Source organism: Arthrobacter sp. N199823 (genome assembly GCF_002929705.1).
In the GTDB taxonomy this organism is placed as follows: Bacteria; Actinomycetota; Actinomycetes; order Actinomycetales; family Micrococcaceae; genus Specibacter.
Window position 1 is genome coordinate 95,036 of record NZ_PJIN01000002.1, and the last position, 18,100, is coordinate 113,135.

General features: G+C 62.9%; 16 protein-coding genes. 6 read left to right on the forward strand and 10 right to left on the reverse strand.

Annotated features, from left to right (window positions below; translation table 11 throughout):
* Positions 1–155: 155 nt before the first annotated feature.
* A complete protein-coding gene (locus CXQ93_RS04410) occupies positions 156–2,174 on the reverse strand; it encodes a TPM domain-containing protein (protein WP_104109288.1) in 2,019 nt (672 codons plus the stop codon).
* Between the two features lie 275 nt (positions 2,175–2,449).
* Here CXQ93_RS04410 and CXQ93_RS04415 point away from each other — a divergent pair, with 275 nt between their 5' ends.
* Positions 2,450–4,285, forward strand: a complete 1,836-nt coding sequence (locus tag CXQ93_RS04415) for a S1C family serine protease (protein ID WP_258068590.1) — start codon at positions 2,450–2,452, stop codon at positions 4,283–4,285.
* Between the two features lie 124 nt (positions 4,286–4,409).
* On the opposite strand, the gene CXQ93_RS04420 is transcribed toward CXQ93_RS04415, so the two are convergent.
* Positions 4,410–5,759 (reverse strand): permease, encoded by a 1,350-nt coding sequence (locus CXQ93_RS04420; RefSeq protein WP_258068591.1) that lies wholly within the window; start codon positions 5,757–5,759, stop codon positions 4,410–4,412.
* Positions 5,756–6,586, reverse strand: coding sequence for an ABC transporter ATP-binding protein (locus tag CXQ93_RS04425; RefSeq protein WP_104109717.1), 831 nt, complete (start codon positions 6,584–6,586; stop codon positions 5,756–5,758). Before CXQ93_RS04425 ends, CXQ93_RS04420 begins: the two co-directional genes overlap by 4 nt.
* Positions 6,587–6,915: 329 nt before the next feature.
* Between CXQ93_RS04425 and CXQ93_RS04430 the strand changes: the two genes are divergently transcribed.
* Positions 6,916–7,740 carry an electron transfer flavoprotein subunit beta/FixA family protein gene (locus tag CXQ93_RS04430; RefSeq protein ID WP_258068592.1) on the forward strand — a complete coding sequence of 275 codons (825 nt, stop codon included), beginning with the start codon at positions 6,916–6,918 and terminating at the stop codon, positions 7,738–7,740.
* 12 nt (positions 7,741–7,752) lie between these two features.
* Complete coding sequence (locus CXQ93_RS04435; protein ID WP_104109289.1) at positions 7,753–8,721, forward strand: electron transfer flavoprotein subunit alpha/FixB family protein; 969 nt, start codon at positions 7,753–7,755, stop codon at positions 8,719–8,721.
* 124 nt (positions 8,722–8,845) lie between these two features.
* Here CXQ93_RS04435 and CXQ93_RS04440 read toward each other — a convergent pair whose 3' ends face one another.
* The 3 genes from CXQ93_RS04440 to CXQ93_RS04450 form a co-directional block, all read right to left on the reverse strand.
* A complete protein-coding gene (locus CXQ93_RS04440) occupies positions 8,846–9,652 on the reverse strand; it encodes a class I SAM-dependent methyltransferase (protein ID WP_104109290.1) in 807 nt (268 codons plus the stop codon).
* Between the two features lie 58 nt (positions 9,653–9,710).
* On the reverse strand, positions 9,711–10,184 hold the full coding sequence (locus CXQ93_RS04445) for a tRNA (cytidine(34)-2'-O)-methyltransferase (RefSeq protein WP_104109291.1): 474 nt from the start codon (positions 10,182–10,184) through the stop codon (positions 9,711–9,713).
* Positions 10,185–10,334: 150 nt separating this feature from the next.
* Positions 10,335–11,330: a J domain-containing protein gene (locus CXQ93_RS04450; protein ID WP_258068594.1), complete on the reverse strand. Its 996-nt coding sequence runs from the start codon at positions 11,328–11,330 to the stop codon at positions 10,335–10,337.
* 143 nt (positions 11,331–11,473) lie between these two features.
* Here CXQ93_RS04450 and CXQ93_RS04455 point away from each other — a divergent pair, with 143 nt between their 5' ends.
* Both CXQ93_RS04455 and CXQ93_RS04460 read left to right on the forward strand, forming a co-directional pair.
* Complete coding sequence (locus tag CXQ93_RS04455) at positions 11,474–12,415, forward strand: diacylglycerol kinase family protein (protein ID WP_104109293.1); 942 nt, start codon at positions 11,474–11,476, stop codon at positions 12,413–12,415.
* Between the two features lie 47 nt (positions 12,416–12,462).
* Entirely contained in the window at positions 12,463–13,176 is a 714-nt protein-coding gene (locus CXQ93_RS04460) for a hypothetical protein (protein ID WP_146073158.1), read from the forward strand.
* Between the two features lie 3 nt (positions 13,177–13,179).
* Here the strand turns inward: CXQ93_RS04460 and CXQ93_RS04465 are convergent, their stop codons facing one another.
* From CXQ93_RS04465 to folE, 4 genes are all read right to left on the reverse strand, one after another.
* A complete protein-coding gene (locus CXQ93_RS04465; protein WP_104109295.1) occupies positions 13,180–13,956 on the reverse strand; it encodes a pyrimidine reductase family protein in 777 nt (258 codons plus the stop codon).
* A gap of 81 nt (positions 13,957–14,037) precedes the next feature.
* The gene (gene folP / locus CXQ93_RS04470) at positions 14,038–15,024 is read right to left on the reverse strand and encodes a dihydropteroate synthase (protein WP_104109296.1); all 987 of its coding nucleotides are present in this window, start codon (positions 15,022–15,024) and stop codon (positions 14,038–14,040) included.
* A gap of 8 nt (positions 15,025–15,032) precedes the next feature.
* Positions 15,033–16,322: an NAD(P)/FAD-dependent oxidoreductase gene (locus CXQ93_RS04475; RefSeq protein ID WP_258068595.1), complete on the reverse strand. Its 1,290-nt coding sequence runs from the start codon at positions 16,320–16,322 to the stop codon at positions 15,033–15,035.
* Between the two features lie 105 nt (positions 16,323–16,427).
* Entirely contained in the window at positions 16,428–17,093 is a 666-nt protein-coding gene (gene folE, locus CXQ93_RS04480; RefSeq protein ID WP_104109297.1) for a GTP cyclohydrolase I, read from the reverse strand.
* Between the two features lie 128 nt (positions 17,094–17,221).
* Between folE and CXQ93_RS04485 the strand changes: the two genes are divergently transcribed.
* Entirely contained in the window at positions 17,222–18,061 is an 840-nt protein-coding gene (locus CXQ93_RS04485; protein ID WP_104109298.1) for a metalloregulator ArsR/SmtB family transcription factor, read from the forward strand.
* Positions 18,062–18,100: the final 39 nt, after the last annotated feature.

The window sequence follows — 18,100 nt, forward strand, 5'->3', positions numbered from 1 at the left end:
AACGCTCCACCTGATGGGAGTCTGGGTGAGCTGTTCCCATTCTTGCCTTAGGTGCCCGCCCGGTGCAATGCCATGACGTACGACGCCGGATCCTCCTTGGGTGCCTCCCGCAGCCTCACGCCGTGGCTTGCGCCTTAACGGCCGGGTCGGTGGACCTAGAAGTTGCCGCCTCCGCCGCCGAAGCCGCCGCCTCCGCCACCCCCGCCGCCTCCACCGAAGCCGCCGCCTCCGCCGCCACCTCCGCCAAATCCGCCGCCGCCACCTCCGGAGATGAGCCCGCCAATAATGCCACCGAGTATGGCGCCGCCCATGCCACCGCCCATGGAACTGCGGCCACCTCCGCCGTAACCTCCGCCACCGCCGAAGCTATCGACGTCGTTCTGTGCATACGCGATGGCCTGCTTGGCCAAGTCCTGCGCCTGTTGTGCGTAGATCAGGGCGTTAGTGGGGTCTGATTCGGAGATACTCACGGCGTAGTCGAAGTTGCGCTCGGCCTCGGATAAGCGGGTCCTAGCCGCGGATCCAACGCCGCCACGGCGGGCTGCAATGAAGTCCTTGGCCGTGGCAATGTTGGCCTGCGCACCGGCGAAAGCCTGTTGCAGTGCGGCCTGTGCGCGCAGCGCCTGTTGCTGCTGGTCACGGATACCTGTCAACAGTTCATCGAGCTGGCTGTGGGCGCCCTGAACCGCAGCGAGCTGCGCCACTGGATCCGGCTTGCCGGAGGCAGCGTTCATGCGCACGTCGTTCAGTGTTGCTTCCGCGGCCGCAACAGTGGGTGCGTAGCGGGCAAACTGGGATGAAGCCACCATGGACTTGGCCTGCTGCAGATCGGCCAGAGCGGACGGAAGAGCCGTCTGAAGCGTCTGCGCGGCGTCGTGAAAAGTTTTTTCGGTGGTGGCAATGGCGTCCAAGAGGACGGCGGACTGCAGCAAGCTTTCTTCGGCGGCCTTGACGGCAACAGCAGCCCCGGCAGTGTCTGAGGCGCCCAGCTTCGTGTCTGCTTCAGTAGCTGCCGTGTCCACGAAGTCCAGGCGTTCCTTAGCCTCTGCCACGTTGTCGTGCACTGGGGCTAGGGCCGCGTCCGAGTACTGGGCGGTCATCCCGGCCAGCTTTTGCTCGGCGTCGGCTACCGATGTCCGTGCTTGTGCAGCCTGGGTTCGGATGCTGGCAAGAACCTGCGGAGCGGTCCGCTCCAATTCACGCAGTTCGTCGAAGGCGGCCTTTTCAGCATCCAGCGCGGCATTGGCGTCCTCGCTGCGTTTGATGATTTCACCGAGCCAGGAACGCTGTTCTTCAATGGTGTCAGGAATTTCGTCATCGAGCTGTTGCTGGAGCTTGAAGGATTCGGACAGGTGTGTTTTTGCGCTGCTCAGTGCGGCCTGGAATTGCTTGACCGCCTCATCGCCGTAGGACGCCTGAGCAAAGCCAATCTCGTGTTCGCTGGTCTTGATCGCATCATCGGCGGCTATCAACAGCGAACCGGCCTTGGACCGCAGCTCCGGGATGGTCATGCCAGCATTGGGATCCAGCGGTTTTCCGTCGGGACCGTAGCCCTTGGCTGTGGCCTCTGCCACTCCCTTCTTACGCTTGTTGCGCAGGTACAGTGCAGTTCCGGCACCGCCAACCACGACGACGCCGCCTACACCCAGCGCCACGAACCCTCCCGTGGGATCGGGCACGTTGCCCTTGCCTCCGCCGGCGGCGTCACCTAGGGCGGCAGCGGTGTCAATGGCCGCCTGGGCCCAGGCAGACTTGCCCAGCTGGGGTGTGAGCGCACTCTTCTGAATGTTGTCATTTTTGGCCTGGCTGATCACCGAGATGTCGGCAACCAAGGCGTATTTCCGGTCTTGGACGGCCACAGCCAGCAGCGAATCGTACTTGCCGAACTGCTTTTGGGTTGCCGTCTCTGTTCCCCATTCATAGGGATTCACTCCGTCAAAAGAATTCACATAGACCACATACAGCGTGATCCCGTGTTCTTGTTTGAGCTCGTCGATCGCCTTTTGGACGTCGGCTTTTTGGCCCCCCAGCACATTGGCGTTGTCAACAATGTAGGTGCCGCCGGGAATGGTCACTGGCGGTTCGGCTTGAGCAGCGCCGGCTGGAAAGAGCAGGAGGGCCATCAGCGCTAGGGCCGCCAGAACCGGGGGAAATACCTTCAACCGTGCAAACATCGCTCACCTTAGGTGTGGGACCACTGCTGGACCATTCTCGTGAATCGGGCCTAATACACACACGATACTATGGTGCGGTTTTGATTGGGCGGGGTTTCCTGAGCAGGTATTTCGCTGTGCGGATAATGACGTCGCTGCCAGCGGGGGAGATAATGGAAGCTGATGAGGCTTCACAGCAACCTTCCAGCGAACGTTCGTCAGGGCACCAGCTGCGGGCGACATGATGAAAACCAAGCAAGGATTCATCACACAAGATTTCAATGAAGGGAACGCTGATGTCTGAGAACAACGGTGAACACACCACCAACAGCAACGAGCAGTCCGAGCAGGCCAAGCAGGCTGAAGCCGCTCAGGCGAAGCAAGCCGGAACTGCTCAGCCAGCTCAGCCAGCCCAAGCCCCAGAAGGTTTTGCACAGCACGGATACGCAGCTCCCGTGCCGCCGACCGCACCTCGTTATGCGGCGCAGACCTCTTCAATGGACACTCCTTCTGCCGGGGTCCCGGCACCTCCGGCCGCACGACCCGCTGCCTATGGTGCCCCGGCGGCTCCCGCCAGCAACCCTTATGGCGCCCCGCAGCCTCCCGCCAATTCCAATCCCACCGAGCGGATTCCGGCCCCGCCGGCCCACAGTGCAGGATCAGGCAGCGCCGGATCAGGTAGTGCAGGAGCCCACAGCGCCGGCTCACAGAACGTCGGCTCACAGAACCCCACCGAGCCCATCCCCACAGGATTCGGTGCCCACAACGGCGGTGCCAATAACTTTGGTACCAGCAGCTTTGGGAACACCAGTCATGACGCCAGCACCCCGGGCCATGGTGAGGGATACGCGGGACCGGGCTACCCGGCGTCGAACGCTTACCCCCAGACACTGGCACCGGGCGTGGCACCGCAGCGCAAGACCAAGGACGGCAAAAAGGTGGGCATGGGCATGTTCACCACCGGTGTCCTAGCAGCAGCACTCGTGGGCGGACTCGTGGGCGGCGGATCTCTGTTCCTGCTCAATCAGCAAGGAGGCAACTCGTCGGTGGGCGCTACCTCGCAGAGCGCGCCGCTGGTGGTCAACAACACCAACTCGGTCAACCAGGTGACGGCGGCTGCGGCGAAGGCTATGCCGTCCGTGGTGACGATTTCGGCTACGAGTGGTAGCTCCGGCGGCACGGGGTCCGGCATTATTTTGGACACCGAGGGCCACATTCTGACCAACACGCACGTGGTCACCTTGGACGGCGCCGCCGCGCACGCCGCGATCCAGGTACAGACCAGTGACAACAAGGTGTACGACGCCACCATTGTGGGCACGGACCCGCTCTCTGACCTCGCCGTGATCAAGATTGATGCGCCCAACCTGGTGCCAGCGGATCTGGGCGAATCCAGCAAGATCAACGTGGGTGACACCGTCATTGCCATCGGCTCCCCGCTGGGCCTGAACGCGACAGTCACCGAAGGTATTGTTTCCACGCTGAACCGCACTATCCAGGTGGCCTCCTCGGCCGTCCCGGAAACGCCCAGCGACAGCGCACCGGACCAGAACGACGGCGGCGGTTTCCAGTTCTCCCCTCCAGGCGGCGGGTCGGACACCACTGCCGCTACCGGAACGGTGAACCTCAACGTCATTCAGACCGATGCGGCTATCAACCCCGGTAACTCCGGTGGTGCGCTGGTCAACGCTCAAGGCCAGATCATTGGCGTCAACGTGGCCATTGCCTCGACCGGTAGTTCTTCCAGCTCCAGTAGCCAGAGCGGCAACATTGGCGTGGGCTTCTCCATCCCCATGGATCACGCCAAGCGCGTCGCCCAGGACATCATCAAGACCGGTACGGCCACCCACGGCCAGCTGGGTGTGACGGTGGGAAGCACGTCCTCAACGGTATCAAACAGCTCCTTCTCCTCCGGCGCCACCGTGGCTGAGGTAACCTCCGGAAGCGCAGCAGCCAAGGCTGGCCTGAAGAAGGGCGACGTCATCACGAAGCTGGGGAACCGCACCATTTCTGATCCCTCAGAGCTGACAGCTGCTGTTCGCGAACAGTCCGGTGGAGCCACCGTGAAGGTGGACTTCACCCGCGGCGGCAAGGCTCAGAGCGTGGATGTCACCTTGGACACCATGAAGTAGACGTTTTGCGGCCGGCCGCGGCCAAGCAGTTGCAAGCTGCGGCCGGTTAACGGCGAACGGAGCGCCACTCATGGAGTGGCGCTCCGTTCATGCTTAAGGTGCGCAGCTATGGAGGGACCGGCCCTTAGCGTGCCAGCACGGAGCCCAGAACAGGTTTAGAAGCTGCCAGCCCCAGCCACACCAAGGCGATGCCACTAGCCAGCACGCAGGCAATGACCACCAAAGACAGCGGCGCAAAAATCATGGCGGCCCCCGTTAGCGGGAACAGCAGAATGGCAGCCACGGCGGCAGAGCCAATTGTCACAATGCGCACCGGCGACATCACGGCGCGCCGGCGGGCTGCCTCCATGACGGAACGGGGCATGCCGAGCCGGTCCAGGCTGACGTACAGCCCGCTCCTGTCCAAGATGGCGGCCGCCTGATTCACACCGGCACTGGAAGCCACCAACAGGAAGGAGGCCACCACCGTAATCAGCACCCCAGTACGCATATCGGTGGCGAGGTTGATGTCCGCTGCGTTGCCGCCCTCGGGTGCCGTGGCATTCAGGAGCGCCAATCCGGTCCCGGCAATGACGGCAATGAAGCTGGTCATGGACAGCGAGCTGACCTGCCGCCAGGCAGCCTTGGGTGATTCCAGAATGGTCCGGGCAGCCAACAGCCGAGCCGGAGTTTGTGCTTTCCGCAGCCCACGCCCGGCCAGCCACTTCAGCACAAACGGCCCCACCAAGTTCAACAGGGCCATCCCGCCGGCAAAACTGCCGCACAGGATGATGATCATGACGGCCAGAGATCCGCTGGCCGTCAGATTCGCCATGAGCACATAAAGTACGACGGCGGCACCTGCCCCGAGTGCGAATCTCACCCAGTGCACCGTGGGTGCCTTGGCCCTGGTACGCACCCCCAACGGGGAGAGCACCACTTGGCGCAAACCGATGGTGGCACTGATGGCTGCAAGGATCATGAGGGCTGCAGCCGTGGCCAGCACCAGAAGGGGGTTGAGCCACAGTGCCGCCAATCCCAAGGCCTTACCCTGAAACGAGATCAGGGCAACCGCCGGCAGTGCCGCCGCGTACAGCACCACGCCAGCGCAAATACCCACGGCGGCCACAGCGGTGGATTCCACTACTGTCATGGCACCCACCAGCGCCGGGGTGCCGCCCAGCAGCCGCAGCGTGGACAATCGCTCATCACGGCGGCGTGCCGACAGACGTGCCGCCGACCCGCCCAGAGTTAGCAGGGGCAGAACCATCAGAGCCAGGGCCACTCCGGCCAGCATCTGGTAAGTTCCGGCCAGATCGGGGTTTGCATCGATGACAGGTGTGGTGAAAAAGCTCATGGCACCGGCCAGCACTATGAGCGACAGCGCCGTGACCAGCGCAAACGCCACCACGGGCAGTGCCACCACCGCCTTGCTGCCGGGGGTGGGGCGGGACAACATCCAGAGGATGGAGACCATGGATTTGAACTTGTTCACGGCTGTTCCGCCCAATTCTGGCCTGAGATGGGCTGGCCGCTGGTGAACTGTCCGGCGGCGAACTGGCCCGCCGACGGGTGCGCCGCCATGCCGGGGGACGGTACGGCATGCTGCCCGCTCGCGCCGGGTATGAGCTGAGTGGGCGCCGGGGGAGCCGACGGCGAAAGGGAGAGCACGCCGTCGTGCATGTATAAAGTGCGAGAGCAAAGTGCGGCGACAGTAGGATCGTGCGTGACCAGAACCAGTGTGCGGCCCCGTCCGGCTGTGGCGCCGAGGAGCGCGCCCATGACCTCGGCGGAGGTGTGCGAGTCCAGGGCGCCGGTGGGTTCGTCAGCGAAGACGATGCCGGCGCCGGTGACTTGTGCGCGGGCGATGGCGACCCGCTGCGCCTGACCGCCGGAGAGCTCACCGATGCGGCGGTCCTCCATCCCGGCCAGACCAAGGTGGGACAGCCAGCCAGCGGCCTGGGGCTCAGCCTCGCGCCTAGGGACGCCGTTGAGCATGAGGGCCAGCGCCACGTTTTCAATGGCCGTCAGTTCCGGGATCAACAGCCCGGATTGGAAGACGAAGCCAAAGGCCTCGCGACGCAGCTTGGAGCGTTGGGTCTCGTTCAGGGCGGTGACCTCGGTTCCCGCGTAGTGAACGGTTCCGGCGTCGGGCGCGGTGATGCCGGCGAGGGTGTGCAGCAGCGTGGTCTTGCCAGAGCCGGAGGAGCCCATGATGGCCACCGACTCGCCGGCGGCAATGTCCACATCCACGTTATTCAAGGCGATGGATGCGCCGTAGCGTTTGGAAAGGGAGCGTGCGCTCAAAATTGTTGACGTCATGCCTCCACTGTGCCCGTCGGCGGTGGTCTCAGGCATCGGGCTGTAGGCGGAACCTTTCGGCGCACCATCCACCCGGGGGATGAGCTGCCAGACCCTCCATCAGCGATTGGGGTCTTTTTCCGGACGCTCCATCAGCGATGGGGCATTTTTGGTAAACGCTCCCGCACTTGGCGGGCACTTAACGCTCCTTAGTGTTCGCTGGGAGTAAAGTTTCGACGCGGGAAATTCCAGCCGGAGCCGTCACGAACTAAGCTGTTGGAGATAGACAAAGGGCGAAGCAGCTGCACCTGCCCCGAACAGGGGATCGGCGCTGCACCAACCATCCGTCCATGACACAAAGGACAGCAGTGGAAAATTCAGCACTGAACATTGTCGTACTGGTTAAATATGTGCCAGACGCGCAATTTGACCGACAGCTTTCCGGAGAGGCACACGCGCTGGATCGCAGCGAAAGTATCCTCTCCGAACTCGATGAATACGCCTTGGAAGCAGCCCTTGCGCTGAGCGATGCCCGGGGCGGTGTCAAGGGCGGGAACACCGTCACAGCACTGACCGTGGGCCCAGCATCCGCGTCCGTGGCTGTGAAAAAATCGCTCCAGATCGGTGCAACCCAAGGGCTGCACGTCAGTGATGACGCGCTCGCAGGCTCCGATGCTTCGGCAACCTCACTGGTCTTGGCCGCGGCCATCAAGTCCCTCGGGCCGGTTGACCTGGTCATCACGGGCATGGCCTCCACCGATGGGGAAACCTCCATTGTTCCGGCGCAGCTTTCGGCCCGGCTCGGCTTGCCCCAGATCACTTTCGCCTCAGCGCTGGACGTTGCCGGTAATACGGTGACGGCCCGCCGCGACGGAGACGATTTCTCCGAGGAAATCCAGGCCACCTTGCCTGCGCTGATCTCGGTGACCGATCAGGCCAACGATCCCCGCTACCCCAACTTCAAGGGCATCCTCGCGGCGAAGAAAAAGAAGATCACCACCGTGTCCCTGGCTGACCTGGGGATTAGTGCTGACGCCGTCGGACATGCCGGATCCCTGACCAAGGTGACAGCGGCAGCCGAGCGCCCCGCACGCACCGCTGGCACCCTCATCACCGATTCAGGCGATGCCGGCATCCAGCTTGTTGATTTCCTGGCCGCTGCGAAACTGATCTAAGGAACCCTTTTCATGAGTGCAATTGTTGTTTACATTGATCAGCTGGATGCTCCGGGCAAACTTTCTACCACTGTCTCGCAGCTGTTGACCTTGGCCCGCGGCGCTGGCGAGCCCGTGGCAGTTGTTGCCGGTCCTGTCAGCGCTTCGGTACTGGCCGAACTGGGTGCGCAAGGCGTTACCCGCGTGCTGAACTCGGAGCAGGCCGAGCTGGGGGAGTTCCTCGTTGCCACCAAGGCTGACTTGCTCGCGCAGTCGGCAGCCGCCGTGTCTGCCAGCGCCGTGCTGGTTGAAAACAGTGCCGCTGGAAAGGAAATCGCCGCCCGTGCTGGCGTCAGCTTGAATGCTGGTGTGATTACCGATGCTGTCTCCGTGACCACCGACGGCGGCACCTTGGTTGCGCACAAATCGATCCTTGCCGGGTCCTGGACCGTTGAGGCGCAGGCTACCTCAGCCGTTGCCGTAATCAGCGTCAAAGCACACAGCATTGAGGCAGCCCCGGCGGCCGAGCCCACCACCCCTGTGGTTGAAGCAGTGGAGGTGGCCTTCTCCCCGGCAAGTCTGGGTGCCCGCGTGGTGTCGCGCACGCCACGGGCAGCCTCCGGGCGCCCTGAGTTGGAGGACGCACGCATTATTGTTGCTGGTGGCCGCGGCGTTGATGGCGACTTCACGCCCATCGAAGAACTCGCGGACGTGTTGGGTGCCGCAGTTGGTGCCTCACGTGCGGCCACCGATGCGGGCTGGATTTCCCACGCTTCACAGGTGGGTCAGACAGGCAAGAAGGTGTCCCCGCAGCTGTATATCTCGGTGGGTATTTCCGGTGCCATTCAGCAGAAGGCCGGCATGCAGACCTCCAAGCTGATTGTGGCCGTGAACAAGGACGCCGAATCGCCCATCTTCGAAATTGCCGACTTTGGCATTGTGGGAGACCTGTTCAAGGTATTGCCGCAGGCCGTTGAGGAAATCAAGAAGCGCCGCGCCTAGCGTTTCCATAAAAAAGCGCTGCCGTTTGACGTTTTCGCCATGATTTGAACCCTAGCGAAAACGTCAAACGGTAGCGCTTTTTAACACGGTAGCGCTTTTTAACAGTGGTGCGTAGCTGGGTGTATTAGACCCGCGGGACCGAGGCTGTGGCGATCATGGCATCAGAGTTCATTTCAATCATGGGACCCACTGACTTCATGAATTCGCGCCGGACGCGGGCAATTGCTTCGGGGTCGCGGGGGAGCAAGGTGCGCCAGCCACTTCCCATAACCAGGTTCCAGGCCATAGCGTCATCCACCGTGAGGGTCAGCGGGTGCGTCGCAATGCTGATGTCTTCCAAACCTCGCTCGCTGAGCCATGAGCTCAACTTTTCTACGGAATTTACGCGTGCCATGTTCTGGTTTGGCAACGGGACCACACCACTCAGGCGGGGACGTTCCTTGATGGCCGCCTCGAGGATGAGGCCTGCGAAGGGTTCCAGCGCTCCCTCGATCCAGGTGCTCAGGACCATGCGCCCACCGGGGCGCAGCATGGAGGCCAGGTGTTCGACGCCCGCTTCCATGTTTGAGAAGAAGAACATGCTGTAGGAGCACAGCACCGCGTCAAAGGTGCGGTGCCCGCGCCACTGGGTCACGTCGGCTTCGGTCAGCGTGGCATTGAGAATGCCACGCTCACCCAAGTTGGCCGCCGCGATGCGCAGCAACCCGGTGGAGAGGTCGACGCCGTCGACCGTTCCGGACGGGCCAACGGCCAAAGCGGCGGGAAGGGTTGCCGCACCGGTTCCACAGCAAGCATCCAGAACCTTCTCGCCGGGCTGCAGCACAGCGGCCTCAACCACGTCGCGGCCCATAGGGTCCCAGAGCTTGTCTGCCCAAGCCTCAAATTGCAAGGCTCCGTCGGTGAACGCCAAGCCAGGATCGCGAGCGGACATGCATACCTCCAGTTGATGATGACAGGTGGCCGCCAGGGTGCCCGGCGGCGGGTGTGGACTAGGCCTGGATTTGCGCCCCGGCAAAGCCGTTTTGGCGCCAGGCCTCGAAGACAGCAATAGAGGCAGCGTTGGCCAGATTCAGGGACCGCAGAGCCGGTAGCATGGGCAGGCGGACCCGGGCTGTGATGTGCGGATCGGCCTTGACCTCCACTGGCAAGCCATCGGATTCGCGGCCAAAGAGCAGCACGTCGCCCGGTTGGTAGGCGATGTCCGTGTAGCTGGCCTCGCCGTCTGACGTGAAGGCGAAGACCCGCTCCGGGGCCAGCGAGGCCCACGCGGCATCGAGCGATTTGTGGACCGTGACGACGGCAAGATCGTGATAATCGAGCCCCGCTCGGCGCAGTTTGGCATCTGAAAAGTCAAAGCCCAAGGGCTCCACTAGATGCAGTTCGGCGCCGGTAATGGCGGCCAATCGGATGGCATTGCCCGTGTTGCCGGGGATCTCGGGCGTCAGGAATAGGATGCGAAACACGTCTTTTATCCTACCGCCGGGGGCGGGCTGCCGGGACCCACCGCGGACCCTGAGGTGGAAATGGCCCCGGCGGCGTCTGCTGCAGGGTTCTGGACTCGAACCCGGCAGGGGCCCGGAGGCCAGCCTGACAGTGAGCGAGGAGGAGAAGCGTTAGTACATGCCGCCGAGCAGCCGGTCCAGAACGCCTAGATCCACCACATTGGGGGAGGGGCCAGAAACCAAGAACTGCTTGACTTCGCGCACAAACCGGGCGCCATTAGCCACATTGATCATGTTCGAGCCGTCGGGCTCGGTGCCGCGGGCGTAGTCGATCACTGGTTCAAACAAATTGCCGGTGTTGCTATGCACGCAGACCCACGCCGTGACATTGCATTCCGGGAACAGCTCCTGGAATTGGCGGGTGGCAGCGATGAGCTGCGGCGGGGCGGCCACGCGACTGCCGTGGACCAGCGTGCTGCCGTCCCAGCGGAACGCGCCGTCCGGAACCAGCATGGAACCGACAATCGCGATCCGGTATCCGGATACTAAAACATGGTCCAGGTAGCCGTTGCTGCGCGGCGACGTCAGTCCGTTGACGAGTCTGGCCGCAGGGATTCCAGGCTGCACCTGTTGCATGATGAGCTGAGCGGTACGGGCTTCACGGGCTAACCGTGATGCAGCGCCAAAGACGCCACGCTTCCGGGGCGCACCATGGACGGGCTGGGCAGCTGTGGGCCGTGGCAGCAGCGGCGTTTCTCCTGGCGCCAAATCCTCATAGGCGGGAACATAGATGGCCGGATCCCCGGCTGTGTTGCGCTGTTCCTGCGTGCGGCGCGTGGTGAATCCACTGAAGCCACCGGAACCGGAACCCGAACCGGAGGAACCGGCGGGCGATCCGGATGAGCCGGCGCCAGGCCCCGACGACGAGCCATGCCCGGCGCCAGAGGGCTTGCGCCCTGCACCGTAGGACTTGTCGTAGGACTGCCGTTTGGCAGGGTCCGCCAAGACCTCGTACGCTTCAGTGATTTGCCGAAACAGCGCAGGATCCCCGCCCCTGTCCGGGTGCGTAATTCGGGCGGCCTTCCGGTAGGCGATTTTGACCTCGCGTTCGGTGGCGGCGCGAGATAGTCCGAGGACTTGGTAATGCGTCAGAAACTTCTCGCCCACTGGGGACCTTTCACTCGCTTGGCCGTGCCGGGAATTCATTCTAACCGTCAAGGCTGGGCGTAATACCGGGCGTAAGTTCTGCACGTAAAATCGGTGCATAAATTCGAGGCCGGGGCCTGCTCGCTGACATACTTGCTCTTGCCATGAACATCATCCAAGAACCCGCAGGGACCACAGCCTTGAACATCGCCGTGGCCGTGAATCCGCGCGCGGCCTTTGGCGGCAACCGCAAGAAGTCCCCTGGCGGCACAGGGGACATGGTGGTGGCGCAGCTGCGAGACGCCGGCCACCACGTGACGGTCTTGCGCCGCCGGGACTATGCGGCGCTGCAGGAAGCTGTCGAGTCCGAAATTGCAGCAGGCACCGATGCCCTCGTAGTGGTAGGTGGCGATGGCATGGTCCATTTAGCCGCCAATGCGCTGGTCCACTCCGGCATCCCGCTGGGCATTATTCCGGCCGGCACCGGCAACGACGCCGCACGAGGTCTGGGGCTAGACCCCCTCGATGCGTGCGCTGCCGTGGCGCATTTCATCCAGCGGTGCCAGCAGCCGCCGCGCACCGTGGACCTGGGCCGTATTGATCGAACGGGGCAGAATTCCGTGTGGTTTATGGGCGCATTCTCGGCCGGGTTCGACGCCCTGGTCAATGAGCGCGCCAACGGCTGGCGCTGGCCGCGCGGTCCCATGCGCTACAACCTGGCCATACTGCGTGAGCTGACCCTGCTCAAACCACTGAAGTATGCCTTGCGGGTGGATGGTGTGGCGCGCCAGCAGCCGGCCCTGCTGATTGCGGTCTCCAACGGGATTTCTTTTGGCGGTGGCATGAAGATCACCCCGGATGCCGAGTACGACGACGGATGGCTGGATTTGTTCGTTGTCTCACCCCTACCGCGGCGAACCTTTTTGCGCATTTTTCCGCTGGTGTTCTCTGGACGGCACACCGGCCATCCCGCCGTTTCCATTGAGAGGGTGCGCGAGGTGGTCTTCGAGGCGCCGACCCTGGTGGCCTACGCCGACGGGGAGCGGATGGGTGCCCTGCCGGCAACCGTGACGGTGGACCCCGGGGCCCTAAAGGTTTGGGTGTGAGCAATCCTGGCAGAGAGGGAAGTGCTTGGATCGGTACAGTAGATGCTGTGAACGTTAGAGTTGGAATGTGGAAAACCGCCGCCATGGCCGCCGTGCTGGGCGCCGCACTGAGCGGCTGCACCATTTCCATACCCGATGCCCCTCCTGCTGCCACGGAAACCGCAACGTCAGCCCCGACCACCTACGCGCCGCCAAAAATTGTTGCCGGGCATGATGCTGCTGCCGTGGCCGGCGCCCCCATGACTTTTGCCGCTGGCAACACGCTCCAGCCTGGTGTGCCGGTAGAGTTTAGCGATACGCTGGGTCAGCCCACGGAGGGCTCCCTGAGCACGCCGGGACCGCCCGAATGGAAACTTCTCAAGAACAATGTGGCTGGAGCTACTCAGTACAGTAATGCGCCCGGATGCCAGCTTGCACACTGGACCACCAGCAATCAGGCCCCGCTCATTTCTGCTGGCGATGACAAGAGCTCCACCATCAACTTGATGAAGTACTTGATTCCGTCCGTGACGGAGTCGGCGCTGACTGAAGCCAAGCTGCCGTGGGTGGGCGAGGCCGGCAAAAAAGGCCCGGCCATTTCCTTCCTGGCATTCACTATCAAAGCAGGCAAGGGTGTCATGGCAAGCACCGTATGGGCTCGGATGCTGGGCACCGCCGATACCGGCCTCGTGGTGACCCTGACATGTCCCACGGATGACCTGCTGGCGTCCACAACGCCCAAGATGATGACGAAATTATCGGTGGCACCGCCGTCGAACTAGGCCTTAGACAACGGGGCGGACGTAGCGCAAGAACAGCATTGAGTCCGCTTTCAGGATCCGGGTCAGTTCCATGGAGCGGGCAACATCCGAGGTATCCTCCGGGGCTGCTGGGGCACCCTTGGCAATCCGCCCGGCCGCCCCGCCCACCAACAGTGGCGACACCGTCAAGTTCAATTCATCGACCCTGTTGGCTGCGGCGAAACTGCCTAGCAGGGTGGGCCCTCCTTCGGAGCGAATGTTCCTGTATCCGCGGGCCGCAAGTTCGGCAATAATCCGGTCAACATCCAAAGAGTCTTCCCCGACGGTGACCACGTCGGACACTTCGGCGAGTGCTTCCCTGCGTTCTTGCGGTGCAGAGGCCAGCGTGAGGATGAGCGGGCGCACGGGAGCTTGTGTGAACACCTCGAGGTCGCTTGCCAGATTCAACGAGCCTGAAACGATGGCCAATGGCGGGTGTTCCGTGAGCCAGTTCGCCGAACGCCATGCCTGAGCGCTCTTGCTCAGCAGCTCACCGCCATAGCCTTCGGAGCGGACGGTTTGTGCGCCCACCAAAATGACATCGGCGGTTTGCCGCAACAACGCGAAGACGCGCTGATCCCAGGCATTGCCGAGCTGCCCGGATTGGCCGTCCATGGATGCGGCCCCATCAATGCTGGCGATGAAGTTGAAGCTGACCCACGGCTTGGTGCTGCGCCGATTCTCCGGCGGTGCAGCCAGAATTTCGTGGTCCAGGGCAGCGCCGGAAAGCAACGCAGCGTCAGGGAAGATGCGCTCCATCATGAACTGTTCCTCTCATTGCGGATCATCTTGAACAGCCGTGCCCGATCCATTCTTGGGCAAACGCGGGAGCTATTTCCGGATTTATTTCGGCGGTATCGATGTGGTCCGCGGCGCTGGGTGGGCGGGTTCATTGATGTCGCCCATATTGTGCAATAGATAGGCCGGTTCCCGCCACCCCATGACCGTCTCGGTCATACGGATGGCAGAACTTGAGGCGGCCACGTTGTGCATGCGCAGCACCCGGGCCCCGCCCAAAATGCAGATCACGCCGGTGGCGATGGAGCCCTCCAGCCGATCCTCCTTTTTCTGATTCAGCGATTCCCCAATGAAGTCCTTGTTGGACACGGCAGCCAGGGTAGGGAAACCCAAGGCGGCAATCTCGTTGAAACGGCGCGTGATGGCCAGCGTGTGGAGCGTGTTCTTATTCAGATCGTGCCCCGGATCAATGATGATCTTTTCTGCGGGGACACCCAACGATAACGCCAGCTCAATTTTCTCGGATAAGAAGGCCGCCACTTCAGTGACAACGTCCTCATACTGCGGCCGCGGGTAGACGGTGCGGGGTGAGGCCAAGGAGTGGGTGATGACCAAGTGCGCCCCGGACTCGGCCACTACCGAGGCGATCTCGGGATTGGCCAGGCCCGTGGTGTCGTTGATGACATGGGCGCCGGCGGCAATGCTGCGGGCGGCCACCTCGGGGAGGAAAGTGTCCACGGAAATGATCACCGTGCTGGCAGCGGCCACGGCGGCAATCACCGGGACCACGCGGTCGGCTTCTTCGTCGGCGCTGAGTGCCGGCCCCGGCGCAAAAGGGACGCCGCCAATGTCAACCCAATCGGCGCCGTCGTCCACAGCCTTGAGCGAGGCGGCGACTGCCGCATCCAGCGCGAAGGTGGCTCCGCCGTCGTAAAAGGAATCAGGGGTGCGGTTGACTATGGCCATCAAGGCCACTTGCCGGCTGAAGTCCAGGGTGCGGGGACCAAAATGATGGACCGGATGCAGCAGCGGAGGCGTGTAAAACGGGGTGGCGGTGCCCAGGGGCGCAGCTGAAACGGCGGAAGTGCTCATAGTCTCCATCAAATCGTCTCGAGTGGTGTTTGGGGGTCAGCCAGTGCGGCCGTGTCGACAATGCGTTGGGAGGAAATGAGGTCCTTGATGGCATCTTGCACGTCCCAAATGTTCACGTTCATGCTCGCCACCACACGCCCGTCCAGAACCCAGAAGGCAATGAATTCCCGGGAGGCGAGCTCGCCGCGGATCACCAATTCGGCGTCCTTGGCCAGTGCCCCGAAGCCGGAATACTCCATGCCCAGGTCAAATTGGTCGGTGTAGAAGTAAGGGATGTCATCGAGGGCGGCGTCCTTGCCCAGCATGGATTTCGCCGCCACCTTGCCGCTGGCGATCGCGTTGGCCCAATGTTCGGAGCGGGCGTGAGAGCCGGTCACCGGGTGCTGGGCGTTGGCCACATCACCGGCCGCAAACACATCCGCCGCAGAGGTTCGCAGCGCGGAGTCCACCTCAATACCGTTGTTGATGGTGAGTCCGGCGCCTTGCGCGAGGGCAATATTGGGCACGACGCCCACGGCCACAATCACCACGTCGGCAGGCAGCGTGACGCCGGTGGTGGTCAGCACGGAGCTCACGTGGCCGTCGGTGCCCTGAATCTCGGCGGCGCTGGCCGGCAGCTCAAAACGCACGCCGGCTTCCTTGTGGCGATCGGTGAAAACCGTGCCAAGCGCCGTGCCGATAGCCACGGACAGCGGCACCTCCTCGAGCCCCATGAGCGCCACATTATTGCCGAGCTCGCGCGCCGTGGCGGCAATTTCCATGCCAATCCAGCCCGATCCGATCAGCACTACATTCTTCCCGCCACCGGTGAGCAGCTCCTTCAAGGCAACACTGTCTGCCTTGGTCCGGAACGTGTAAACGCCCTCAAGATCGACGCCGGGAAAAGGGATTCGGCGCGGATCGGCGCCTGTTGCCAAAAGCAACTTGGTATACGGGAGCGTGGTTCCGTTGTCCAAGGTGATGGTGTGGGACTGCGGGTTCAGGGCCGTTGCCTGCGTCCCTTTCATGAGCGTGACGTTGTTCTCGGCATACCAGTCGACGGGCAGGGGGAGCAGCGCATCCTCGCCCTCCTTGCCGGCCAGAAACCCTTTGGACAGCGGCGGACGCTGGTAAGGAACTTCCGGCTCCTGCGCCACGATGGTGATGGCGCCATCCCAGCCTTCTGTGCGCAATGTTTGTGCGGCGGTGGCAGCCGCGAGACCGCCCCCAACGATCACCATGCCGGACGCTTGTGTGGCGTCTGCAAGTGCTGATGCCGTTGCTGATGCAGGAACGGCGGGGCTGGGGATCTGGCTCATGATCGAAACTCTTCTCCGGTGGAAAATCCTAGTGTTTCTGCTTCGTTGGTGGGTGTTGGCTGAGTTGGCGTAAACCAGGTGTCACGTTCCTGGGTAAGTCACCTGTCAGTGCGGGAACTGGCTCCGCAAGGGTCCGTCGTCGTTCAAGGGGCCGGTGAAGACCGAGGTACGGGTTAGGGTTCCTGCTGTGTGGACGCCGCGCAGGGACATGCACATGTGTTCGGCTTCCAAGACTACGCCGACGCCGCGTGGGGCCAGGGTGTTCTCGAGCCAGTCGGCGACCTGCTGAGTGAGGCGTTCTTGGACCTGCAGATCGCGGGAGAAGAGCTCCACGCCGCGGGCTAGTTTGGACAGGCCGAACAGGCGCTCACCCGGCAGATATCCCACATGCGCCACGCCACGGAAGGGCAGCAAATGGTGCTGGCAGAGCGAGTGAAACGGGATGTCCTTGACCAGAACCAGGCCCTGGTAGCCGTCGTCGTTGGGAAAAGTGGTCCAGTTGGTTTCGCGCGGCGTGAGCATTTCGGCATAGGCGGCGGCCACCCGGCGGGGCGTGTCGAGCAGATGTGGATCGGTCTCGTCGCGGCCCAGCGCTCGCAGGAATTCGGCAATGGCGGCTTGTGCCCGGGGGAGGTCAATCTCCGGTCCAGCAGTTTCTGGCAGGGCTGAATCGCGGAGGGCCGAGTCTTGCAGGGCCGATTCGCGCGGGGACAGAGTGTCGGGCTCTTCGATATCGAGGAGCTCCGGGAGGGACGCGCTGGTGATGGACATATCCAACCCTTTCTAAATCTTGTATTATTGACTTTAGAAGCGCAGGCTCAAAGCGTCAAGCCATCCGACACATTCCGCAAACTGCCCGCCATGGGCGGCACAAGCAAGAGAGCAACAGGCTCGAGGCCATGAATCAACAGGTGGAGCACCCAGCAGCCATCCAGTCCCACGCTGCACATTTCGGCGCAGAGTCCGTTGCTTCAACCACTGGCGGAATCACTAAAGCAATCACTGACGCAACTACTGCGCCAGGTGCGGTTACGGCAGTGGCGCGGGCCGACGTCGAGCCTCCCTTGGCTGTCGAGCAACCCTTAGATGAGGGGCAGCGACTCAGCGCCTTGGCCGCGCTGGGCGATCCCGTGCGCAAGCGGCTTTTTGAGCTGGTCAGTGATTCCGGCGCTGCGCTGAGTCGCGACGATTGTGCCGCGGCGCTCGGCTTACCCAAAAGCACCATCCGCGCCCACCTGGACAAGCTGGTGGATGAACAGCTGCTGCGGGTGGAATTCCGCAAGATTGGCGCACGGACCGGCCCGGGCTCCGGCCGCCCCACGAAGCTGTACGCCACGGCCCGCTGCGAGGTGAGCGCCTCCGTTCCCCCGCGCCACTACGATCTCGCCGCGAGTCTGCTGGCCGCCGGCGTGCAACACTCGATCGATACGGGAGTGGGGATTGAGGAATCGCTGGCCCAAGTGGCGCGGGAAGAAGGCCTGCGCATGGGGCGGGTCGCCGGAGATATACAGACGCTGCTGGCCAAGACCGGGTATAGCCCCGAGTCTGACGGTGACGGCGGAACCATCATGGCCAACTGCCCATTCCACCGACTGTCACAGGATCATCAGAGTGTGGTGTGCGCGCTCAATGGCGCACTGCTCGGCGGCGCGCTCGAGGGATGTGGGGATGCGCGGCACGTGCTGGCGCCGGATCAGGAGATCTCGCACTGCTGCGCCCGGCTGGTGGCGAAGCCGTAAGTCCGGGCAGCGCTCGTTGCAAACTATGTCATTTTGCAC